Below are 23,543 nucleotides of genomic sequence, written 5' to 3'. Positions count from 1 at the left end.
GATGCCGGCGAGAGCGATCAGTCATGCGCGGACACCACCGTGAACCTGCCCTGCGCGCGTGCATCGGCACTGGACGCCCCCACCCTGACCTCGTAGGCACCGGGCCGCACCTCATACGCGGCGCGCGCTTCGTCATAGTGGCGCAGGGCCTGCGCTGCCTCCAGGGTGAACGTCACCGTGCGGTGTTCGCCCGGGGCCAGATGGATCCGCTGGAAGCCACGCAGCTCCTGCACGGCATCGCCGCTGCCAGCGTGCTCGCGCCGCACGTACAGCTGCACCACTTCGTCACCGCTGCGCGTGCCTGCGTTGGTCACATCGACCGCCACGCCCAGGCGGCCATCGGCGCGGAGGCTGTCTGCATCGAGGCGGAGCGTTCCATAGTCGAACCGCGTGTACGACAGGCCGTGACCGAACGGATAAAGCGGCGTGCCGCGGAAGTAGCGATAGGTGCGGCCCTCCATGGCGTAGTCGTCGAATGCCGGCAACGCTTCGCTGGCCTTGTAGAACGTCACTGGCAACCGGCCGGCGGGATTGACGTCGCCGAACAGCGCCTGGCCGACGGCGGTGCCGCCGCGCTGCCCGGGGTACCAGCTCATCAGGATCGCCGGCAGATGCGACTGCGCCCAGTCCACGGCGATCGCCGAGCCGCCGGTGAGCACCATCACCACCGGCTTGCCGGTAGCGTGCAGGGCCTCCAGCAGGGTGCGCTGCGGGGCGGGCAACCGCAGGTCGGTACGGTCGCCACCGGCAAAGCCTGGATAGTTGACCGTCATTTCCTCGCCTTCGACATCGCCGGTAAGGCCACCGACGAACACCACCACATCGGCTTCGCGTGCGGCATCGAGCGCTTCATCGAACGGCGCCTTGGCGCCGGGCATGCGCCAGCCCAGGCGCACGCCGGCATCGCGCTCGTCGTCGTAGTACTCCAGCGTCAGCGCGTAGGCACGCCCGGCCTGCAGCTCCAGTTCGATGCCCTCGGCATGCAGGCGATCTGTGTTCACCCAGTGATCGATCACGCGCTTGCCGTCCAGGTACAGGCGGTAGCCATCATCGCCGGCCACCTCCAGCCGGTAGCGGCCGGACACGGGTGGCAGCAGTTGGCCGCTCCAGCGGATGCTGAAGCGGTCGTTCGGGATCCCCTGCCCCGGTGCCGCTTCGCCGCGTGCCAGCAGGTTGTCGGTCGGCGAGCCGCGGTCCCAGCGGAAGCCGATCTGCGCGTCGGTACGCACCAGGGCCGGCGTACCGGACAGGTCGGGCGTGCGGAAGTACTCGCCACGCAGGCCACGCTCGGGCGAGTCCGCCGAAGGCCGCAGGAAGGTCGGCTCGATCAACGGCGTGGCACCGGGATCGTCGCGGCCCTCCACCAGGTCCACGCCGCGGGCATAGCGAACCTCGACGCCCTTGGCCGCCTCGCGTATGCCCTGCAGGATCGTGACCGGCGCGGCCGGTGTGCCGAAGTAGTTGCCGAGCAGCGCCATGGTGTCGTCGGCAGTGGGTCCGACCACGGCAATGCGCTTGATGTCGCGTGACAGCGGCAGGATGCCGTCGTTCTTCAGCAGCACCAGCGACGCCTGCGCGGCCTTGAGCGCCAGCGCATCATGGGCCGGGGCCTGGTTCACCGAGGCCGGAATGCGCGCCCAGCGCACCCGCTCCGGCGGGTCGAACATGCCCAGGCGCATCCGTGCGGTGAACAGACGGGTCACCGCATCGTCGATCTCCGCTTCGCTGATCAAACCCTGACGCACGGCTGACGGAAGCGTGGCGTACTCCTGGCCGCATTCCAGCTCGGTGCCATTCCTGACCGCCAGCGCCGCAGCGGCTTCGCGCGTGGTCACGATATGGTGGTGCTTCCAGATGTCGACGATGGCCCAGCAGTCCGAGACCACGTAGCCCTTGAAGCCCCAGTCGCGTCGCAGCACATCGCGCAGCAGGAAACGGCTGGCACTGGCGGACTCGCCGTACACGCGGTTGTAGGCGCCCATCACAGCATCGACGTCGCCCTCCTTGACCAGCGCCTCGAATGCCGGCAGGTAGGTGTCATACAGGTCGCGCCGGCTGGGCCGTGCATCGAAGTGATGGCGGTCGGCCTCCGGCCCGCTGTGCACGGCCAGATGCTTGGCGGTGGCGTCCAGCTTGCGGTAGACGGGGTCGTCGCCCTGCAGGCCACGTACGAAGGCCACGCCCATGCGCGCGGTGAGGTACGGGTCCTCGCCATAGGTTTCCTGTCCGCGGCCCCAGCGCGGGTCGCGGAAGACGTTGACGTTCGGCGACCAGAAGGTCAGCCCCTGGTAACGGCCGTGCGCGCCTTCGCGGAGGAACTGGTGGTGCTTTGCGCGGGCCTCATCGCTGATCGTCGTGGCCACCTGCCCCATCAACGGCACATCGAAGGTCGCGGCCAGGCCGATCGCCTGCGGAAAGACCGTGGCCTGCCCTGCCCGTGCCACGCCATGCAGTCCCTCATTCCACCAGTCGTAGGCGGGCACACCCAGGCGTTCGATTGCCGGCGCGGCGTTCTGCATCTGCGCGGCTTTCTCTTCCAGCGTCATCTGCGCGACGAGTGAGGCAGCCCGTTGCTCGAAGCTGGCCGAAACGTCCAGCCAGGGCCGCGGCGCGGCTGCGGATGCGGCCGCCGCGATGCAGGTCAGAACGAACACAGTGAGCCCGCGGCGCAACGTGCGGCGACGGGCGTTGGACGACAGCGACAGCCTCATTTGCTTCTCCCGGTGCGCTCATCGCGCGCGAAGGGACCCAGCAGTGCGCCTACGAAGCCGCCCGCCCGGTCCGTGCTCAGAACGGTGCCATCCACCTTGCCTGCAAGCAGTTGCCAGCCCTGCCCGTCGCCGGTATCGAACGAGAACGCGTAGTCGCCCTCGTTGCCGGCGATCTTCAGGCGCAACGCATCCGGTGCCCGCACCTCGCGGGTCGCCACGATGCGCGTACTGCCACCGCCATCACGCACTTCCAGGAAGAGCGAAAGTCGCTCGTCCGGAAGGCTGCGAACGCCAAGGAAGTACCAGTACGCCTCGCTCTGGAACGCCGCCAGGCCGGCCGCCACGCCAGGCCCCGGCCGGCTCATCGCGGCGCTCGCCTCGAAGCGCAGGTGCTGCTGGCGTCGGCCAAGGAACGCGGGATTGCGCAGCGTGTCCAGATCCTCGGCAAGCGGGTGCACGGCCAGCATTCCCGGGCGCGTGGCGAGGTCGGCCCAGGCGTGCTTGGGCACCCGCACGCGCAGCCACTGGCGATCGAGCCTCGGGCCATCGAAGTTGTCGCGCTCGACGAAGTTGCCGGTCGAGGGGGCCTGGGATGCCTCGCCCTGCATCCACGACGGCGCCTTGACCACATAGGGGATGGGCTGGTCGGCCGGCAGGATCCGTGGCCAGCCGTCCTGCCAGCGCACCGGCAGCAGATAGGTCTCGCGCCCGGTGTTGTAGTGCCGCGTCTGATAGTTGCGGCTGGCCAGGAACACCGCCCACCACGAACCGTCCGGGCCTTCGACCAGGTCGGCATGGCCGGCATTGGTGATCGGTAGCGGTCGGTCGTCGGGCAGCTCGCGCTGGGTCAGGATCGGATTGCCCGCGTAGGGGTCATACGGGCCCCACACGGTGCGGCTGCGCAGCACCACCTGGGAGTGCTGCGGCCCGGTGCCGCCTTCGGCATCGGACAGGTAATACCAGCCCTGGCGCTTGTAGATGTGGGGGCCTTCGATCCAGATCGGGTTCTTCGCCGGCTCCACGCCCGCGTCGACCAGCACCCGGCGCGGCCCCACCGGCTTGAAGGCAGCCAGATCGATCTGCTGCATCCAGATGGCGCGGTGCCCGTCGTAGCGTGGTGTGCCGGGCGGCGCGTCGTTGTTGACCAGGTACACCTTGCCGTCGTCATCGAAGAACAGTGATGGATCGATGCCATCGATGCCGGGCAGCCAGTGCGGATCGGACCACGGACCGGCCGGGTCGCGCGCGGTGGCAATGAAGTTGCCACCACTGTCGGTGGCCGTGGTCACCACGTAGAAGACCCCATCGTGGTATTCGATGGTGGGCGCGAAGATGCCGCGCGAGACGCTCAGCCCGTCGAAATCCAGCTGCGTGGCGCGGTCGATCACGTTGCCGATCTGCTTCCAGTGAACCAGGTCGGCACTCTCGAACACCGGAATGCCCGGGAAATAGGTGAAGCTGGAATTGACCAGGTAGAACCGGCCGTTCGCGCTCACGATGCTGGGATCGGCATGGAAGCCGGCCAGCACCGGATTGCGGTAGTGGCCGGCCGGCAGCGGCGTGTCGAAGGCCGCGTCGTGGCCGCGGTATTCGAACCAGTCGAAGTACACCGGCGGTGCGTCCGGCGGCGCGCTGGCCGGGCTGGTTGCGGCCGACAGCAGGAGTGCCGCCGCCAGCAGGTGGCGCGCCATCGACCTCAGGCCGGCCCTGTCGCGGACCGGAGGGGACTGCTTGGACAGCGTCATCATCGTCGCGTCTCGGCTTCGGCAATGGGAAGTTCGAACGGGCCTGCCGGTGCCCCGCTGCCGTCGCGCAGCGTGCACACCGGGCCATCGGCCCAGCAGTAGCGGACATGCGTTGCGTGCGTCGACAGCGGGCCGCGCAGCAGGATCCGGCGCCCATCCAGTTCAGCGTCGCCGTAGTCGCAGTGGCCGCTATCACCCCTGGTCTCGCACAGTTCAAAACCAATCGGACGCAGCGCGCCGGTCGCGGTGAGCACGCCTTCGACATCCTCGAACGCAATGGCCACGCCAGCGGGCGTGCGCACGGCCGTTACCGCTCGCGGACCCGACGGCGCCACGTCCTGCTTGCCGTACACCACGTGGCGCGCCAAGCGCGCCAGGCGGCGCCCGAGCTCCTGCTTGTTCGGCGGATGGATGTCATAGGCGTCGCCGATGTCGATGGCAATGGCGAGCCCGCTCAGCGCGTCCTCGGCGGCGACGCGCCGCTGCGCCTCACGCACCTGCGCCCAACCGCTGGCGGCGGGCGCCACCGGCGGCTGGCCGTAGCCGGCCAGCTGCACCAGCAGCAGTGGCGTGCGCGCACCGAACTGCCGCCGCCAGTCCTCGCGCAGCGCACGCAACCGCATCGCATACGTCGCACCATCGCTGGTGTTCGATTCACCTTGATACCAGAGCATGCCGCGCAGCCCGAAGCCCCCGAGCGGTGCGATCATCCCGTTGTACAGCGTCGACAGCCCGGTGGCGGCCTGCCATGGCGCGAAAGGCGGCGCCTGCTGGCCCGCCGCCACCCGGTATTTCCAGGGGCCCTGCAGTGCCACGCGCTCGCCGTTGTCGAACTGCAGGCCGTATGCCGTTGAGGGGCCGGCCAGGCCGCCTTCGCCGTAGGTGTCCAGCACATTGACCGCAATGCTGTTGGATCCCGCCTTCAACAGGCCACTCGGCAACGGATAGCGCCTCTGGCCGGCGCCGTACTGGCTGCCGACGGCGACCCCGTTCACCCAGGTCACGTCCACCTCGTCGGCCGATGCCAGCTCCAGGGTCGCGCCGCGTGCAGCCTGTTCAGCGCTCAGCACCACCTGCGTGCGATACCAGACCATGCCGTTGTAATCGGCAAGCGCGGGCTCGTTCCACCGCTCCCATGCGCCCAGTGTGGCCGGTGCGTGCGACCATGCGCGGTCATCGGTATCCGCGCGCCAAGGTGCGTCGCCCGGCAGCGCCCCTTCGCGCGTCTCCCACCAGTGCTGCCAGTGGCGGCCCCAGGCTGCGCGTGCCTCCAGCGGATCACGGGCAGAGCGCGCGAGAATATCGAGGGCCTCGTCCATGCCACCTTGCCCGCGCAGGGCATCGGTACTGGTCCAGGTCTCGATCCGCGAGCCGCCCCACGCTGCCTGGATCAGCCCCATCGGTACGGTAACCGTGCGCTGCAGTTCGCGGGCGAAATAGAAGCAGGCTGCAGAGAAGCCGCGCACCGAATCGGGCGTTGCCCGCGTCCATCCAGGGTCACCCTTGAAGCTCTCCTGCGCCTGCACGGCCGCGTCCTTCGGCACGCTGAACAGCCGGATCCGTTGCAGCGTGGCCGAGGCGATCTCGCTGGCTGCGTTGAGCGAGCGCCAGACCGGCAGCTCCATGTTCGACTGCCCCGCGCACAACCAGACGTCGCCGACCAGAAGATCCCGCGCCGTCTCACGCCGGGTCCCGGCGGTTGCCTCGAGGGTGTACGGGCCGCCTGCGGCGATGGCGGGGAACATGGCCTGCCAGCGGCCTGCCCTATCGGCCTGTGTGGCCACCGCCTGGCCCGCGAAGGTGGCCGATACCGCCTGCCCAGGGCTTGCCTGGCCCCAGACGGTGATCGGCCGGTCGCGCTGCAGGACCGCATGGTCCTGGAACAGCGGGTGCAGCAAACCCGTCGTTTCGCCGGCCGCCACCGGTGCGGCAAGCCACGCCAGCACCATCAACGCCGCCGCGCGGGCGGACCATCCGAACCGGTTCATCGCCCATCTCCGGGTGCGAAAGGAAACTGCAACGCCTGGTAGTACGACAACGGCTGTGGCGGTGGCCGTTCTCCCGCAGGCAGCGGTCGGCCGCTGACTGACTGGAAGTACGCCACACTGGCATCGCGCCACCACTGCGCTTCCTCGCGCTGGATCTGCAGGAACGCCGCCACCTGCTGGTGCCGCTGCGGATCGATCCGATCGCGCAGGCCCGCCCAGGTCGCCTGCATCGACTGCACCTGGCGCACACCCCGCGAATAGCGCCCGACCAGTTCGTCCCACAGCGTCCTGCCCGAGCGCATGCGGCGGTCCCACGGCACGTGATGGAACCACAGCAGCAGCGACTCGGGCACCCGCGCCGGATCGCCATAAACCCCGGCAACCGGCGGGAAGTACTGCCCCACGGCGTTGCTTCCGCTTGCGCTGCGGTCAAAACCGATGCCGTTGCGGTCTGCACGGTGGTAGTAGACCGACGTCCAGTCCGCACGCGGGCCGCCGTCCACCCAGGGGCCGGGACCGTAGTGATGGCCGCGTGCCATGAGGTGATGCAACCCGAGCGGCGTCATGTAGTCCACTGCCGCCTCGCGCGAGTCCATCATCATCCGCACGATCGGGCCGGTCACCTGCGGGTCGGGCGAGAAGGTCAGCGCAGCCCAGTCCTCGGCAATGCCGCGCGCGGACTGCTGCGGATTCCATGCCAGTCGCCCGAACGCGTACCAGTTGGCCTGGTCGAAATGCGAGCCGCTCCAGGTGCGGTCTACGCCAATGTTCGCAACGCCGGCGATGCCGGTCAGTGCATGACCTTCCAACGAGCCGTCGACCACGCGGGCGACCGTGGAGCCCTCGCCACGTGCATGGGTGTCGGCCTGCAGCACTTCTTCGTAAAGCGTTCCCAGGTACACCAGGTGCGTCGCAAAACCCAGGTACTCCTTGGTGATCTGCAGTTCCATCATCAGCGGCGTGCGTGGCATGGCGCCGAACAGCGGATGGAACGGCTCGCGCGGCTGGAAGTCGATGGGACCGTTCTTCACCTGCACGATCACGTTGGGGCGGAAGGCACCGTCCAGCCCTACAAACTCGCTGTACGCCTGCTTGGCGCGATCTTCGGGAACCTGGTGCGAGTACACGAAGGCGCGCCACATCACTACGCCGTTGTAGGGCGCCAGTGCCTCGGCCAGCAGGTTGGCGCCGTCGGCATGGGAACGACCGTAATCCTGCGGGCCGGGTTGCCCCTCCGAGTTCGCCTTGACCAGGAAACCGCCAAAATCCGGAATGCGCGCATGGATCTCATCGACCTTGTCGCGCCACCAGCGCCGCACAGCCGGATCCAGCGGATCAGCCGTTGCCAGGCCGCCAAGCTCGATCGGCGCACTGAAGCGCGCGCTCAGGTAGACCCGGATGCCATAGGGCCGGAACAGGTCGGCCAGCGCGGCGGCCTTGGCCAGATAGGCCGGCGACAGGCTCAGCGCACTGGCATTGACGTTGTTGAGGACGGTGCCGTTGATGCCGAGCGAGGCGTTGGCACGGGCGTAGTCGGTGTAGCGCGGGTCACGCCACTGCGGCAACGTCTGCCAGTCCCACAGCGAGCTGCCTGCATAGCCACGCTCGACGTAACGATCCAGGTTGTCCCAATGGTTGAGCACACGCAGTGCGACCTGCGGCGACTCACGCACATCCAGCGCCTGCAGTGGGGTGCCACGCTGCAGCAGGCGCAGCAGATGGAACATGCCATACAGCACGCCGACATCCTGGCGTGCCGCCACAAGCAGCACATCGCGCGCCTCGATCCGGACCCGCCGGATCAGGAAGCCCTCGTTGCCCAACGTGGCGATCTCGTTGCCGTACGCGGCGACGAGTGTCGAAGATTGCGGCGTGCCCAGCACCAGGGCACGCTCGGTACTGATTGCCGTTCGCATCGGCGGCGCCGCTCCCAGCAATCCAGGGAGGCTGCGCGCAAGCTCGTCGCGGGTGGCGCGCTGCATCGGCGTGCGATCCGGGGCCACCACTTCGGCCAGTTGCCGCCGGTAATCGGCAGCGACCGTTGCGGCAACCGGCTGGTAGCGCATCCACAGCGCATAGCCATCCTCCGCCCGTGCCCCGCCAGCACAGGCCAGCAGCACGAGCAGGGCCCACAGGTGCGTGCCGACAGCGCGCAACAACGGCGTTAACATGCGCCTTTGTAGACTACGTCCGGGCCCGGGGCAGCGCATCATCGTCCTTCGCACCCGCGCGGCAGCGCCACCAAGAACAAAGGGATCGTGCATTGGACAAGCCGAAGAAATCGGTTCGCCGCAGAACCGCAGGCGTGACGATCGACGAGGTTGCGGCCCTTGCCGGCGTTTCGCCGATGACCGTGTCGCGGGTAATCAACCAGGGCAAGGTGCGCGACGTCACCCGAGAGCGCGTGCTGCGCGCCGTGCGTGAGCTGGGCTATACGCCCAATCTTGCCGCCAGTTCGCTGGCCGCTGCACAGCACACGCGCATTGCGCTGATCTACACCAACCCCAGCGGCGCCTACCTGCGCGAACTGCTGGTGGGCCTGCTGCGCGTCGCCTCCAGTTCCGCCATCCAGCTGGTCATCGACTACTGGGACAACCTGGATGCCGAATCCGAACGCAGGGCGGCGCGTGCGCTCGCCGGACGCGTCGACGGGGTGATCCTGCCGCCGCCGCTGTGCGAATCGCAGGCCGCCGTAAGCGAACTGGTCAAGGCTGGCATTCCGGTGGTGGCCATCGCATCGGGTCGCCTGAGCGAGGCCCTGTCCTGCGTCCGCATCGATGATTTCAGTGCGGGCAGGGAAATGACCGATCACCTGCTCCGGCAGGGACACACCCGCATCGGTTTCATCCGTGGGCGCGATGACCTGAGCGCAAGTGCGCTCCGCTACGACGGCTTCGTCACCGCCCTGCGCGAGGCCGGGCTGGCGGTGGAGCCCGGCCTGGTCCAGCACGGTGACTACACCTACCGGTCCGGCCTGGCCGCGGCCGAGAAGCTGCTGTCCCAGCGCCGGCCACCGACCGCGATTTTCGCCAGCAACGACGACATGGGCGCCGCCGCCATCTCCGTGGCGCATCGGCGCGGGCTGGAAGTGCCACGCGACCTGTCGGTGGTGGGTTTCGATGACACCTCGGCCGCCACCACCGTGTGGCCGGAACTGACAACGATCCACCAGCCCATCGCCTCGATGGCCAACGCGGCCATCGACATCCTGCTGCGCACCATCCGCCGTCCTGCGGGGGACGCAACGGTGCTGCGCGAACATATGATGCCGCATCGGCTGATCGCTCGCGGTTCGGTAGCCGCACCGCCCACGCGCCGGTAGCGCAGGCCCCGCCCTCATGCCTGCGCCTGCGCAGTAGGCGGCAGGGTGCCGGTCAGGCCGGCAGCAATCATGCGCCGCATCCAAGGGCGACCTCGGCTTCGTTCAGTGCGCCCAGCGCGACGCGTGACACGGAGATCGTCATCGCATCGGCCGTCACCACCGACCACGGTCGGTCGATCGCGTCCAGCTTTGCACCCGCCTTGGCCAGGCACTTCAGCGGCACGCCAACGCGCTTCCACTGGCCTTGTGGAAGCGCCGCCAGCGACGGCCCGATGGCGATGCGTGCCGAGCAGCCCACGCCGCAACCGACCGACAGCCACGCCTCACCCTCCGGCGCAGCGTCCACGCGCAGCGTGGTCAGCAGCATCAGGTCACCGTTGGATTCGCGCTGCAGGTCCAGCGCCGTGTGCGAGTGCAGTGCAGCAACGGCCTCGCCCTTGCCCGACCAGGCCAGGCGGCGCCCATCCTCCTGCGCCAGATGATCCACGCCGGTGATCTTCAGCCGATCATCGGGCAATGCGTCCGGCACGCGGGTCACGGTCAGGCCCTGGCCTGCGGCCTGCTCAAGGCGCAGCGCCATGCTGGGGCCTGCATGACCGCGCGCGAAGAACACGCCGGTCGCACCCTCGTTGCCGGTCACACCCGATGCCTCCGGCAGCGCGGCCAGGTCGCCGTTGTCGGCGTAGGTCAGGCCGAAGCCGAACGCAAACAACGGATCGTAGTCCTTCTGGCCGACGTTGTTGGCGTACTGGGTGGCGGTGCGCGGCCAGCTGAAACTGAGCTTGCCCTTGAAATCGTGCTGCACCCGGCCATCGCTTCCGCGCAGCAGTACATCGGCAATGCCGGCGCCTTCCGAGCCCGGCAGCCACGCGGCCACGAAGGCATCGGCGGCATTGATTTCCCGGTTCACCCAGAGCGGACGCCCGCTCAGGAAGACCGCGACGACCGGTATGCCATCGGCCTTGAGCCGCTTGAGCAGCGCCAGATCCGTTTCGTTGCCCGGCTTGTAGGCCAAGGTGGGCCGGTCCCCCTGGAACTCGGCATAGGGGTCTTCGCCAAACACCACCACCGCCACGTCGGGTTTCACTGCATAGCGACCGTCAACGGCAAGCACGGCTTCACCACCGGCCGCCCTGGCCTGGCGCGCGATGCCCTCGTAGATGGAGTCCGCATTGGGGAAGTCCTTGCGCGTGGTGCCGGTGCCCTCCCAGTTGAGCGTCCAGCCGCCGGCCTGCTTGCCGACATCGTTGGCACCGTCGCCGGCCACGAGGATCCGCTGCTTCGGCGACAGCGGCAGGACGCCGTTCTGGTTCTTCAGCAGGACCAGCGATTCGCGCACGGCCTGCCGGGCCACCGCGCGATGTGCCGGCGCGCCGATCAGTGCGAACTGCCCGCCAACGGCCCGCGTGGACGGCCTGCCGGCCTCGAACAACCCCAGGCGGAACTTGACCCGCAGGATCCGGCGCACCGCATCGTCCAGGCGCTGCGGCGTTATCCGGCCGTCCTTCACCGCAGCCAGCGTCGTCTCGTAGAAGCCTTTCCAGCTGTCCGAGGCCATCGCCATGTCCAGGCCCGCGTTGATCGTGGCCGGGCAGTCCGTGGTGGTGCAGCCCTTGACCTGGCCATGACCATTCCAGTCGCCCACCACGAAGCCACCGAAGTTCATGCGTCCCTTGAGCACATCGGTGAGGTAGTGCCGGTGCCCGTGCATCTTTTCACCGTTGACGCTGTTGAACGATGCCATCGCGGTCTGCGCGCCGGCGGCGATGGCCGGCGGGTATCCGGCGGCGTGGATGCGTACCAGGTCCGGCTCACTGATGCGGGTGTCGCCCTGGTCCTTGCCGTCGGTGGTGCCGCCATCACCGAGAAAGTGCTTCACCGAGGCGATCACATGGCGGCCATCGAGGAACTCCGGTGTTCCCACCCTGCCCTGCAATCCCTCCACCATGGCGCCGGCATAGCTGGCCACCACCTCGGGCGATTCCGAGTAGCCCTCGTAGCTGCGGCCCCAGCGATCATCCTGGGGTACCGCAACGGTCGGCGCGAACGTCCACTCCATGCCGGTGACGCGGGTTTCCAGCGCGGTGATGCCACCGATCTGCCGCAGCAGCTCCGGATTGCGCGTGGCGCCCAGCCCGATGTTGTGCGGGAACAACGTGGCGCCAATGATGTTGCTCTGCCCATGCACGGCATCGATGCCGAACAGCAGCGGAATGGCCTTGCCGCCTTTCGACGTGTCCATGGAGGCGTCGTAGAAGGCGTCTGCCAGCGCCAGCCACTCGGCTGGCGACGCATCGTAGCGGCCACCGGGGTCGGAATTGCCGCCGGCCAGGATCGAACCAAGGCGGTAGCGCCGCACGTCATCGGGGGTGAGGCTGGCGATGTCGCCCTGCACGAGCTGGCCGACCTTTTCCTCCACCGTCATGGCGGCCATCAGGTCGGTGATCCGCTTCTCCAGCGCAGGATCCGCGGCCAGTGGCCAGGTGACCTGTGGCCACGGGCCGCTGGCGGCTCCCGCAGTGGCGGCGGGCCGGTCCTGGCCGTGGCAGCCCAGCAACGCCAGCGTCAGCACGGCGACCAGCACGCCGCTGCGGGATAAGGAGGTCTGCGATGTCATGGCGCTCATCCTTCCATCTGCTCCAGTTCCTTGCCCTTGGTCTCGTGCACATGCCGGACCACGAAAATCACCGAGATGATCGCCGCCACCAGGTAGATGCCGTAGGTGGCCGCCAGCCCTGCCGCGGCCAGCAGCATCGGGAACGTCACCGTCACCACGAAGTTGGAGGTCCATTGCGCTGCGCCGGCGACCGCCAGTGCCGAACCGCGGATCTGGTTCGGGAACATCTCGCCCAGCATCACCCACATCACCGGCCCCCACGACAGGTTGAAGAACACGACATAGGCATTGGCCGCCACCAGCGCCAGCGTGCCCATGCGCCCGGGTAGCTGCAGATGCCCGTCGGCCAGTGAACCACTTGCAAACGCGACCACCACCAGTGCAAGCGACAGCGACATCCCGGCCGAGCCGAACCACAGCAGGGGCTTGCGGCCGATCCGGTCAATCAGCAGCACCGTGACCACGCAGGCACCGATGCTCAGCGCGCCGGACAGCACGTTGATCAGCAGTGCGTCGTTCTCGGAGAACCCGACCGCCTGCCACAGCACGGCGCCGTAATAGAACACCACGTTGATGCCGACCAGCTGCTGGAAGCAGGCCAGCCCGACGCCGACCCACACAATCGGGCGGATCCGCCCGGTCGCCCGGCTCTTCAGATCGGACAGGCGCGGGCGATGGTGGTCGTTGGACAGCGAGGCATCGATCTCTTCGAGCGTGGCGCGGGCCTTGTCGCTGCCGAGCAGCCGGGTGAGCACGCGCAGCGCGTCGTCCTTGCGCCGCTTCACCACCAGGTAGCGCGGGCTCTCAGGAATGGTCAGCAACAGCAGCAGGAACACCAGCGATGGCGCGGCCTGCATCCAGAACATCCAGCGCCAGGCAGCCTGCCCGGCCCACAGCGGCTCGGTCGACGCGCCCGCTGCGGCCGCCAGCAGGTAGTTGGACAGGAAGGCAGCGGTGAGCCCGGTGATGATCGCGATCTGCTGCACCGTGGCCAGGCGGCCGCGATAGCGGGCCGGAGCGACCTCGGCAATGTAGGCCGGCGAGATCACGCTCGCCGCGCCTACCGCGAACCCACCCACCACCCGCGCCGCAATGAACCAGCCCGACGAGGCCGCCGCCCCGGCACCGAGTGCCGACAGCAGGAACATCACCGCCGACAGGATCAGCACGTTGCGACGGCCGAGGCGGTCGGCCAGGCGGCCGGCACTGAACGCGCCCACCGCACAGCCCAGCAGCATCGACGCGATCTCGAACCCCTGCATCCATTCACCGGACCGGAACGCCTGGTGCAGGCCGTCCTGGGTGCCGTTGATCACGCCGCTGTCGAAGCCGAACAGAAAACCGCCAATCGTCGCTACCACGCTGATCAGTACGATCAGCCGGGTGTTCTCACCGCTGCCTGCTGCCTGGTTCATTCCCGTCCCCTTGCGTGCACCGTTGCCGCGCTCAGCGCAGCAGGTACTGGTTGAGCAGGTTTTCGTAACGCTCCTGCTTGCCGCTGGCCTGGTGCGGTTCGCCGAGGCGGGCGGCCAGGCCCGCCAGGTCCGGCAGGCTGAGCGTGCCACGCTCGAACTCCTGGCCGGCGCCGCTGTCGAAACTCGCGTAGCGCTCCTTGCGCCATTGCTCCCAGGGCGACTCGGTCAGCAGTGCATGGGCGACCTCCAGTCCGCGTGCGAAGGCGTCCATGCCGCCGATATGGGCAATGAACAGATCCTCAAGGTCGGTCGATTCGCGGCGCACTTTGGCATCGAAGTTCAAGCCTCCTTCCAGGCCGCCCTGACGCAGCACGACCAGCATCGCACCCACCGTGTCGTACAGATCGCTGGGGAACTGGTCGGTGTCCCAGCCGTTCTGCGCGTTGCCGCGGTTGGCATCGATGCTGCCGAGCAGGCCATGGTCGGACGCAACCTGCAGGTCGTGCTCGAAGGTGTGCCCGGACAACGTGGCGTGGTTGGCTTCGATGTTGAGCTTGAAGTCCTTGTCCAGCCCATGCTCCTTCAGGAAGCCCACCACCGTGGCACTGTCGAAGTCATACTGGTGCTTCATCGGCTCCATCGGCTTGGGCTCGATCAGGAAGTTGCCCTTCAGGCCGATGCTGCGGCCGTAGTCGCGGGCCATGGTGAGGAAGCGCGCGAAATGTTCGATCTCGCGCTTCATCTGGGTATTGGCCAGCGACGCATAACCTTCGCGTCCGCCCCAGAACACGTAGTGCTCGCCGCCGAGTTCGACCGTGGCCTCCAGCGCGGCCTTGACCTGCACCGCTGCGCGCGCGACCACCGCGAAGTCGGGGTTGGTCGATGCGCCGTTCATGTAGCGCGGGTGCGAGAACAGGTTCGCCGTGCCCCACAGCAGCTTGACGCCGGTGGCCTCCTGGCGCGCCTTGGCCAGGGCCACCATATGCGAGAGGTTCTTCTGGTACTGGCCGATGTCGTCGGCATCCGGCGCCAGGTCGATATCGTGGAAGCACCAGTACGGCACGCCCAGCTTGGTGAAGAACTCGAACGCCGCGTCCACCTTCGCTTCGGCCGTGGCCAGTGGCGAGGCTGCCTCCCACGGGAACTGCCGGGTACCCGGGCCGAACGGATCGTGCCCGGCATTGCAGAAGGTGTGCCAGTAGCACACGGCGAAGCGCAGATGCTCCTGCATGGTCTTGCCACCGATGACCCGGTTTGCATCGTAGACCTTGAAGGCAAGCGGATTGTCCGAGCCCTTGCCCTCGAACGGAATGCGGCCGACGCCGGGGAAGTACTCCTTGGCGCCGATGAAGGGCTGCGTGCTCATGGTGCGTGCTCCTGTCGTTGTACGAGGTGTCGTGGAGGAGCCATCAGCCGCGCTGCAGCGGCGTGATGGCATCAAGATGGCTGAGGAAGCGTGCGTAGGCCCGTGCATAGGCATCGCTGCGGGCCGGATCCGGCCGTGCGGACAGCGCGGGATCGACGGTGACGTGGCGCGCGGTGATGTCGCTGATCGAGGTGGCGTCTCCCCGCGCCCGGGCGAGCGCCCACAGCGCCTGCAGTGCCGCACCAAACGCCGCGCCTTCGGCCTGTACCGGGACGTCCACCGGCAGGCCGAACACATCAGCCACCAGCTGACGCCAGGCCGCGCTGTTGCTGCCGCCGCCGGTGAGCACGATGCGATCGAACTGCATGCCCGCGCGGACGAAGGCGTCGTAGCCGTACTTCAGGCTGTAGGTCGCGCCCTCCATGGCGGCGCGGTAGAGGTGCGCCGGGGTGAAATTGGCGATGTCCAGGCCTGCCAGCACGCCCTTGCCGAGCGGCAGGTCGGGGGTACGTTCGCCATTGAGGAACGGCAGCATCACCAGCCCCCCTGCGCCCGGCGGCGTCGCGTGGAGGTGCGCATCGCCGTCGCGGGTGCTGAAACCGAGGGCGCTGGCCACGCGTTCGGTGGCCACGGTGCAGTTCATGGTGCAGATCAGCGGCAGCCAGCCACCGGTGGACGAGCAGAACGCCGCCCACGCACCGTCCGGATCGATCACCGGCGAGCCGGAATAGGCGAACAGCGTTCCGGAGGTTCCCAGGCTCATCGCCAGCCGACCTTCCGTGACGCAGCCGGTGCCGATCGCCGCCATCATGTTGTCGCCGCCGCCAACGGCCACCTTCACCGCCGCTGCAAGCCCGAGCGCGGCCGCGGCCTTCGGCGCGATATCAAACAGGGCGTCGGGTGCTGCGATCGGCGGCAGGCAGGCGGCAAGATCACGATCAGGATCGGTGGCGCGCAGCAGTTCCTGCGTCCAGGTGCGTGTGCGCACGTCCAGCCAGCCGGTTCCGGACGCATCGCCAAGCTCGCAGAACCGCTGCCCGGTCAACACGAAATTCAGGTAGTCGTGTGGCAGCAGGATGGTCGCCAGCCGCGCATAGGCGTCGGCACGGTGGATCCGGGTCCAGGGCAGCTTGGACGCTGTGTAGCCGGCCAGGATCGGATTGCCCGCCAGCGCGATGGTCCGTTGGAACCCGCCCACGGCGTCCATGATCTGGATGCATTCGGCCGAGGTGCTGGTGTCGCACCACAGCTTGGCCGGCGCCAGTACCTCGCCAGCATCATCAACCGGCACGAACCCATGCTGCTGCCCCGATACCGCCAGCGCGACGACGCGAGCGCGCAGCGAGGGATCGATCCTGGCAAAGCAGTCGCGCAGGGCCGACACCCAGTCGGCAGGCGCCTGTTCACGGCTGCCGTCGGCACCGCTGTCCAGCGCGAGCGGCACGCTGGCCGAGGCCACCACCACCTGCGTCCGCGGGTCATAGACCAGCACCTTCAGGCTCTGCGTCCCTGCATCGATCCCTGCAACCAGACCCATCGAAACCGCCTCCGATCAAAAAAAGGTAGCGCTAACATTCCGTGGACTCAAAAAGGGGGCGTGGTGTCCGGCCCCCTCGTTGCCACCGCGCGCGTCATCGCCAGCGGTGTTGCCGCACTGTAACCAGCTGCAGCGGAAAAAGCGTGCTGCAACGCAAAACCCTGCTACGCGCTTGCTGCCGTCGAACGCCACACGTCCACGCCGGACCTGCAGTACTGCGCGATGAACTCCGCCTGCGCCGGCATCTGCGCGGCAGCCTGCTGCACGGGCTGTTGGATCCCCCTCAACAGGGTGCGCAGGTCGGCGTCACTCACGGCCCGCGCCAGCGGGTGGGCGGGACCGGGCGCGATGCCCTGCCCAAGCAGCACGCTGGTCCAGGATTCCACGCGGAACAGCTCGCCGGGGTCCTGCCACGCATGTGCACGCTCGCGCCACGCCTGCAGCCGCTGCTGCAGCGATTCGGGCACGCGCATCTCGCGACAGGCCTTCCACATCGGTTCGCTGCGCTGCGTGGCGTGGTAGTGCAGGATGATGAAGTCGCGCACGTGCTCCATTTCCTGCCGGCTGACATCGTTGTACAGCTGCACCAGCGACGCACTGATGCCGTCGAACGGGAACAGCTGGATCAGGCGCACTACCGCGCTGATCGTCAGATGGATGCTGGTCGACTCCAGCGGTTCGATGAAGCCGCTGGCCAGCCCGAGCGACACCACGTTCCTGTTCCAGGCCTTCAGCCGGCGCCCGCTGCGGAACGGCACCTTCCATGGATCGCGCAAAGGTGGAGCCCCGGCATCGCGCAGCAGCTTCGCTGCGGCCTCGTCATCGGACAGGTGGCGGCTGTCATACACCAGCCCGCAGCCAACGCGGTGCTGCAGCGCGATGTGCCAGCGCCACCCCGCTTCGTGGGCGATCGCCCGCGTATAGGGCACCGGCGGCGCCACCGCTTCGGTCTGCACCGCCACAGCGCGGTCGCACGGCAGCCATTCGTGCCAGTCCTCGTAGCCGGTGCCCAGCGTCTGCTCGATCAGCAGGCCACGGAAGCCGGTGCAGTCGATGAACAGGTCACCCTCGATCACCTGGCCGTCGTCCAGTACCAGCGCCTGCACCGAACCGTCGTGCGCGTGCTGCCTGACCTGGGCGATCCTGCCTTCGATCCGGCGCAGGCCGTGGGCCTCGGCCCTGCGGCGCAGGAACCGCGCATACAGGCTGGCATCGAAATGATACGCATAGCTGGCCTGCGGCTGGGTGTGCAGCGAGAAGCGGTCGCCATGCGATGCGATGCTCTCCAGGCTGAAGTCGCCCAGCTCCGAGGGCATGCCGCGGCGCAGGCTGTCCAGCCAGAAGTGATGGAAGGGTGCCGCCCAGGTGCCGTGGCCGATGGTGCCGAACGGATGGAAGAAGCGATCCCCCGGCAGGCGCCAGTTCTCGAACGAGATCGACAGCTTGAAGGTGCCGGCCACCGCGCGCAGGAACTCCTGCTCGTCAATCTGCAGGAAGCGATGGAAGGTGCGGATCGGCGGCACGGTGGACTCACCGACGCCGACCGTGCCGATCTGCTCGGACTCGACCAGCGTGATCTGCAGCTGGTCACGGAACTGATGCGCCAGCGCGCAGCCGGCCAGCCATCCCGCCGTACCGCCACCGGCAATGACCACCTTGCGGATGCGCCCTGCAGGCGTGCTCTGGGTATCCAACACGGTGCCCTCTCTCAACGGTTGAGCCTGCCCAGCAGCATCGCGCGCATGCGGCGGGCGCGCTGCTCGTCGAACGGTGCCAGATCCCCGCGCGCCGTCTCAGGCAGGTGCTGACCGGCGCGCTCGCCGGGGCCGAATACGTAGTAACGGAAGAGCCCTTCCCAGGCCTGCTTCTCACGCGCTGGCAGGTCGCGCACGGACCACATCGCATGCTGCAGCGCCGCCAGCGGCGACCCCAGCCAGGCCGGTGAGCTTCGCCACCAGTAGTTCACCAGCACGTTGAACGGTTCCAGGCTGCGTACATGGTGCCACCACATGCTGGGAATGAAGATCGCATCGCCGGGCCCAAGTACCGCGCTGCGTGCATGCGCCAGCGCCTCGCGGAAACGTGGATGCCGATCGAAGTCGGGGCGCTCGAAGTCCACCACGCTGACTACCTGCCCCCCCGGCGTGGGTTCGAGCGGGCCCGGATAGAGGTTGTCGACCTGGGCGGGCGGGAACAGCGTGAACTCGCGCTGCCCCACCGCACAGCAGGCGAGGTTGTCGGGTGTGTCGAAATGGCACGAGGCCGTCACCCGGTTGCCGATCCAGATGCTGGCGGCGGCATCGATGCCCTGCTTCGCCAGCCCGGCGTCGTTGGCCTGCGCGAATGCCGGCAGCAGTGCCCGCGTGATCGGCAGCGAGGCCACGTAATAGGTTGGCGGCCGCGGCGCATGCAGCGCCGCGGCGATCTCTTCCAGCACCTGGGCGAGCACGCCACGCCGCACTTCGAAATTCAGCCGGGTGAAGTCCGCGCTGTAGAACGGGCGGCCCGCGATCTCGGCGCCGCCGAACGAGTACTGGATGGGCGCACCCGCATCGACGCTGCACAGGTACGCCATCGCGTCACGCACGCCGCCCAGTCCGGCCTGGACCAGTGGCCAACCGCTGGCGATGCCGCGCAGTACGACCGGCTCACCGGCCTCCACCAGGGCGGCCAATGGCAAGGCAGCAGGATCGATGCCTTCCAGGCTCCGTATCGGCAGGCAGGCTTGCACCGGTCAGTTCCTGACCGCCTGCGCGTTGCCGTCCTGGACGCGGAGACGGCGCTGCTTCTCGGCGATCAGGCGGCGCATGTTATGCAGCGACGCAAGCATCAGGTACGCACCTTCCAGGTAACCGGCGCGGTTCAACGCAGCCAGGCGTGAACTGTCCAGCGCCGCCAGGCGCTCGCGGTCGATGCCGTGCAATCCGCTCACGCCCACGCGGTGATGCGGCGCGAGCTGCACATCAAGCGTGACCGGCTGGATGAGCCCACAGTCGTCGAGCATTGTGAACATACTGGCCGCGAAGGCACTGCCCTCGTGGATGCCGCGCAGCACGCCGGCGATGTGGTCCAGGTAAGGCGTGTTTCCACCCTGCGGCAGGAACACCGGCTCACCGGCGCCGGAGGTGACACGCGGATGGTCCAGGTCGACGTGCATCACCGCGTCCTGGGTGAGCAGGCCGTCCACGTAGTGCTCCTGGAAGCCGATCAGGAACGGCCCTTTTGCGGCCGCGCCGGGCAGGTAGGAGGCATTCCAGCGTCCGTCCTGCAGGTACAGGTTCTCGTGCTGCTCGAAACCCAGTAGGGCCACGGACTGCCACGCCCCGGTCCCGGCCTCCCGGCGCAGGAAGATCGGATACTCGCGCTGCAGTTCGGCGAACTCGCTGGGATAGGCCGGCACCATGCCCACCGCATCGCCGAACTGCGGCCCGAATCCGGTGGCGACCCTCAGGTCCCGATGCGCGATGTTGTTGAGCATTTCATAGCGGGCCATCGAGGTATCCAGTCCAGTGCGGGGTGGCTGGCCAGCAGGGTAGCGCAGGCGCGCGACAGGTGCGGCGACTCGGCCCCGGGCGGCACCGCCGCGGACAGCGGTGCCGTGCCGGGCACATCGGCAACCAGGCTCAGAACTTGTAGCGGACGCCCAGCATGTAGCGCGGGCTCTGGTCGGCCAGCTTGACGATCATCTGCGAGGTGCGCGAGCGCCACCGCACATCCTCGCCGGTCAGGTTGATCGCCTCCAGGCTGAAGGACCAGTGGTCATCCAGCGCGTAGTTGACGCTGAGATCCCACTGCTCGTACGGCTCCACGTAGTACGGATTGCGGCTGGAACCTTGGTTGGCCAGGATCAGGTACTGGTCGCGCCAGTTCCATGCCAGGCGCACCGACCACCCGTACTTCTCGTACATCAGCATGGCGTTGGCAGTGTCGCTCAGGCCGGTGAGCGAGAACTGGTCGATACCCGGATCGCCGCCATTGTTGTAGCCGACATCACCTTTGACCACGGTGTAGTTGGCCAGCACGCCGAAGCCGGTGTCACCGAAGAAGTACTGGCCGCCCAGTTCCCAGCCATGCAGCTTGGACTTGTTCTGGTTGATCGGGCGATTGACGTTGAACTGGTACAGCGGGTCGTTGGCCTGCCCATACAGATCGTAGGCCGCTTCGGTGGCCAGTACCTGCGCATCGGTGCCGTTGTAGGCGCCCAGGCCAGCTGGATTGTTGCGCAGCAGCGCCAGTGCGGTGAACAGCGAGGTGTCGTTGGCCGAGCAGGCGGCCGCATTGGCCGGCCCGACCTGGGCCACGCAGGCGCCGCTGGTCAGGAAGTCCAACGCCGCCCGCGCATCCGGCCCGGAGGTCGGGTCGGTGAGGCCGTACAGGCTTTCCTGGACGACCGTGTTGCCGATGAAGTTGCTGACCGACTTGTTCCAGTAGGTCAATGACACATAGCTGGCATCGGCGAAGTACCACTCCAGCCCCAGGTCGAGGTTGTCCGATTCCAGCGGCTTCAGGCTCGGGTTCTGCGAATTGCCGCTGGCGCGCGACGACGGATCGATCAGCACCGAGCCGAACGGCTGCTGGGCACCGGGCCCTGCATACAGGTTGCCGTACGGCGCGCGGGCGATGCTCTTGCCGAACGAAACGCGGCCCTTCAGTTCCTCGGTGAGGTCGATGCTGAAATCAAGGTTGGGCAGGATGTAGCTGTACCGCGCCTTCTCGGTGAAGGGCTGCTGCTCATCGGACAGCACGATGCGGAAATCGTTGTTGGCCTGCCACTCGATGGACTCGGGAACGGCAATGACCGAGGTCGACACCACGTCGGTGGTTTCATAGCGCACGCCCAGGCGGGTATTGGTGCGCATGCCGCCCAGCTCCCCGTCCAGTTCCACCTGGAAGTACGCCGCCTTGGTCTTCTCTTCCACGAAGTTGTCGGCCGCGCGTTGCGGGTTCACACCCAGGCCGACGCCGTACTCGCGCGATGCCCATTGCGCGAGCTGCCCGGCATTGCCGCGCCAGGCCGGCCAGCTGTTGGCACTGTAGTCATCGAACAGGCCGACGATGCTGACCGGCTGCAGCAGGTCCATCAGGCCGGCGGCGGTATCCCGGTCCACGTTGGCCACGCCCCAGTCGCCCAGTGTCGAATAGGCCTCGGCGGCCTGGATGCGGTGGGTGGTGGACTTGTTCGTATCCACGCCGAACTGGAAGCGGCCGTGGTCGAAATTCCATTCGCCGTCGACACGCGCCTGCTTGATCTTGCTGATCTGGGTCTGCGCGTTGACGCGCAGCACCTGGGTGCCGATCTCGCCTTCCTGGAAGCCCGGATTGACCACGCCATTGGTCCCGGCGATCGCATCGGCAGTGCTGGGATACCAGACCTGGGTGCCGACCGGCAGGCCATTGTTGAAGTTCAATTCCTGTACCCAGGAGCCACCGCAATGCGGGCCACGGGTGCAGTTGTTGGTGCCGGCAATGCTCATGAAGATGGAGCCGCCGCCGGTCAGTGGGTCATTGGGGCGGCTTTCATTCTTCGAATTGTGCGCATCGAAGCTGAGCTTGAAACGGTCGCTGACATTCCACACCGCGTTGAAGCCCAGCGAGCCCAGCTTGTACTCCTGCATGCTGCGCTGCTGTTCCAGCCCGAAGTCCTTGGTGCCGGCGATCTCGCGGATGTAGACCGGGGTGGCGACCGCACCGGAGGTGTCGAACTGGACATTGGTGTAGTTGCTGTTCTGCAGCCACATGCCCTGCTCGCCACGATTCTCGGTGATCTCGTTGGTCGAGTAGGTGTAATCCATCGTCAGGGTCAGGCTGTCCGTCGGTGCGAACTGCAGCACTGCCTGGCCATTGACTCGCTCGCGCTCGAATTCGGAGAACGCGTAGCGCAGGTCGTTGGGCCGCGCATAGAGCTGGCCGACGGCCGGGGCGTTCACCACGGTCGGGTTGCCCGGCATCGACCCCGTCCAGGGCTGCACGTTCCAGTAGTTCTCCGTGGCCTGCACCGAGCCGCCCTTGCGCTTCTGCTGGCTCGCGCTGAGGCTGACGCCAAAGGTCTTTTCCGGATTGCTGTAACTGAAGATGCCCGACAGCTCCGGCGTCAGGTCGTTGTCGAACGGCTGGCTCTGGTCGGAGACCAGCTTTGCCCCGGCATTGGCCACGATGCCGGCGTGGTCGAGCGGGCGCGAGGTCAGGATGTTGATCGTCGCGCCGATGCCACCGCTGGGCACCTGTGCCTGGCTGGTCTTGTAGACCTCGATGCCATTGATGGCCTCGGCGGCCAGCTGCGCGAAATTGAAGGCGCGAGTGCCGCCGTCGACACCGCCGATGGCCACCTGCCCGGAGGCACCGAATGCATCGGCGCCGGGCATCTGGCGACCATTGAGCGTGACCATGTTGAACTGCGGACCAAAGCCACGCGCGGTCACCTGCGCGCCCTCGCCGTCACGGCGCTCGATGGAGATGCCGGTGATGCGCTGCAACGACTCGGCAAGATTGGTATCGGGGAACTTGCCGATGTCCTCGGCGCTGATCGCATCGACCACGCCCGCCGAGTCGCGCTTGATGTCCATGGCCTGGCTCAGGCTGTTGCGTATGCCCGTGACCTGCACTGCATCGAGCTGGGTGGGCTGCGACTGGCTCTGCGGCTGCTGCCCGGTTGCCGGTGCTGCGTCCTGCGCAAACGCAGGATTGATGACCAGGGCGCCACCCACGAAGGTGAACATGGCCCGGGACCGGAACTTCGCCAACGCGCGGCTCATGAACCGGACCTCGGGCCCGGGGTGCCACGGAAACTGCAAGTGCTCATGAAAGTCCCCTCTGACATACGATCGAATGGATGTACCGCCCCC

Annotated in this window: 13 protein-coding genes; 1 reads left to right on the top strand and 12 read right to left on the bottom strand. The window is 67.6% G+C overall.

Features of this window, described 5'->3' with window-relative positions:
• Positions 1–17 precede the first annotated feature (17 nt).
• The 4 genes from VG556_RS01270 to VG556_RS01255 are packed head-to-tail and all read right to left on the bottom strand — an operon-like array spanning position 18 to position 8,615.
• On the bottom strand, positions 18–2,711 hold the full coding sequence (locus tag VG556_RS01270) for a glycoside hydrolase family 3 protein (RefSeq protein ID WP_100450079.1): 2,694 nt from the start codon (positions 2,709–2,711) through the stop codon (positions 18–20).
• A complete protein-coding gene (locus VG556_RS01265) occupies positions 2,708–4,402 on the bottom strand; it encodes a glycoside hydrolase family 43 protein (protein ID WP_100450080.1) in 1,695 nt (564 codons plus the stop codon). The genes VG556_RS01270 and VG556_RS01265 overlap by 4 nt, the downstream gene beginning before the upstream one ends.
• Positions 4,403–4,455: 53 nt before the next feature.
• Positions 4,456–6,444: a sialate O-acetylesterase gene (locus VG556_RS01260; protein WP_100450081.1), complete on the bottom strand. Its 1,989-nt coding sequence runs from the start codon at positions 6,442–6,444 to the stop codon at positions 4,456–4,458.
• Entirely contained in the window at positions 6,441–8,615 is a 2,175-nt protein-coding gene (locus VG556_RS01255) for an alpha-glucuronidase family glycosyl hydrolase (RefSeq protein WP_242884101.1), read from the bottom strand. The genes VG556_RS01260 and VG556_RS01255 overlap by 4 nt, the downstream gene beginning before the upstream one ends.
• Positions 8,616–8,707: 92 nt before the next feature.
• On the opposite strand from VG556_RS01255, the gene VG556_RS01250 reads away from it, so the two are divergent.
• Positions 8,708–9,766, top strand: coding sequence for a LacI family DNA-binding transcriptional regulator (locus VG556_RS01250; RefSeq protein ID WP_181452948.1), 1,059 nt, complete (start codon positions 8,708–8,710; stop codon positions 9,764–9,766).
• 67 nt (positions 9,767–9,833) lie between these two features.
• On the opposite strand, the gene VG556_RS01245 is transcribed toward VG556_RS01250, so the two are convergent.
• From VG556_RS01245 to VG556_RS01210, 8 genes are all read right to left on the bottom strand, one after another.
• Complete coding sequence (locus tag VG556_RS01245; RefSeq protein ID WP_100450082.1) at positions 9,834–12,392, bottom strand: glycoside hydrolase family 3 protein; 2,559 nt, start codon at positions 12,390–12,392, stop codon at positions 9,834–9,836.
• Complete coding sequence (locus VG556_RS01240) at positions 12,389–13,798, bottom strand: sugar porter family MFS transporter (RefSeq protein WP_100450083.1); 1,410 nt, start codon at positions 13,796–13,798, stop codon at positions 12,389–12,391. The genes VG556_RS01245 and VG556_RS01240 overlap by 4 nt, the downstream gene beginning before the upstream one ends.
• Before the next feature lie 31 nt (positions 13,799–13,829).
• Positions 13,830–15,164: a xylose isomerase gene (gene xylA / locus VG556_RS01235; protein WP_043395866.1), complete on the bottom strand. Its 1,335-nt coding sequence runs from the start codon at positions 15,162–15,164 to the stop codon at positions 13,830–13,832.
• Positions 15,165–15,207: 43 nt separating this feature from the next.
• A complete protein-coding gene (xylB, locus tag VG556_RS01230) occupies positions 15,208–16,701 on the bottom strand; it encodes a xylulokinase (RefSeq protein ID WP_111144287.1) in 1,494 nt (497 codons plus the stop codon).
• Positions 16,702–16,865: 164 nt separating this feature from the next.
• Positions 16,866–18,398 (bottom strand): tryptophan halogenase family protein, encoded by a 1,533-nt coding sequence (locus tag VG556_RS01225; protein ID WP_100450085.1) that lies wholly within the window; start codon positions 18,396–18,398, stop codon positions 16,866–16,868.
• Positions 18,399–18,409: 11 nt separating this feature from the next.
• Entirely contained in the window at positions 18,410–19,432 is a 1,023-nt protein-coding gene (locus VG556_RS01220) for a cupin-like domain-containing protein (protein WP_100450086.1), read from the bottom strand.
• Between the two features lie 3 nt (positions 19,433–19,435).
• Positions 19,436–20,194 (bottom strand): SapC family protein, encoded by a 759-nt coding sequence (locus VG556_RS01215; protein WP_075076931.1) that lies wholly within the window; start codon positions 20,192–20,194, stop codon positions 19,436–19,438.
• 130 nt (positions 20,195–20,324) lie between these two features.
• Complete coding sequence (locus VG556_RS01210) at positions 20,325–23,453, bottom strand: TonB-dependent receptor (RefSeq protein ID WP_100450087.1); 3,129 nt, start codon at positions 23,451–23,453, stop codon at positions 20,325–20,327.
• Positions 23,454–23,543: the final 90 nt, after the last annotated feature.

Source organism: Stenotrophomonas sp. CASM106, from assembly GCF_049384825.1.
GTDB lineage: Bacteria > Pseudomonadota > Gammaproteobacteria > Xanthomonadales > Xanthomonadaceae > Stenotrophomonas > Stenotrophomonas muris.
This window is presented reverse-complemented; position numbering and strand designations above follow the sequence as displayed.

Coding starts and splice junctions, on each gene's coding strand:
- xylA (WP_043395866.1), bottom strand. CDS start 15,164: ATGAGCACGCAGCCCTTCATCGGCGCCAAGGAGTACTTCCCCGGCGTC.
- VG556_RS01260 (WP_100450081.1), bottom strand. CDS start 6,444: ATGAACCGGTTCGGATGGTCCGCCCGCGCGGCGGCGTTGATGGTGCTG.
- VG556_RS01265 (WP_100450080.1), bottom strand. CDS start 4,402: ATGGCGCGCCACCTGCTGGCGGCGGCACTCCTGCTGTCGGCCGCAACC.
- xylB (WP_111144287.1), bottom strand. CDS start 16,701: ATGGGTCTGGTTGCAGGGATCGATGCAGGGACGCAGAGCCTGAAGGTG.
- VG556_RS01255 (WP_242884101.1), bottom strand. CDS start 8,615: ATGTTAACGCCGTTGTTGCGCGCTGTCGGCACGCACCTGTGGGCCCTG.
- VG556_RS01215 (WP_075076931.1), bottom strand. CDS start 20,194: ATGGCCCGCTATGAAATGCTCAACAACATCGCGCATCGGGACCTGAGG.
- VG556_RS01270 (WP_100450079.1), bottom strand. CDS start 2,711: ATGAGGCTGTCGCTGTCGTCCAACGCCCGTCGCCGCACGTTGCGCCGC.
- VG556_RS01245 (WP_100450082.1), bottom strand. CDS start 12,392: ATGAGCGCCATGACATCGCAGACCTCCTTATCCCGCAGCGGCGTGCTG.
- VG556_RS01240 (WP_100450083.1), bottom strand. CDS start 13,798: ATGAACCAGGCAGCAGGCAGCGGTGAGAACACCCGGCTGATCGTACTG.
- VG556_RS01210 (WP_100450087.1), bottom strand. CDS start 23,453: ATGAGCCGCGCGTTGGCGAAGTTCCGGTCCCGGGCCATGTTCACCTTC.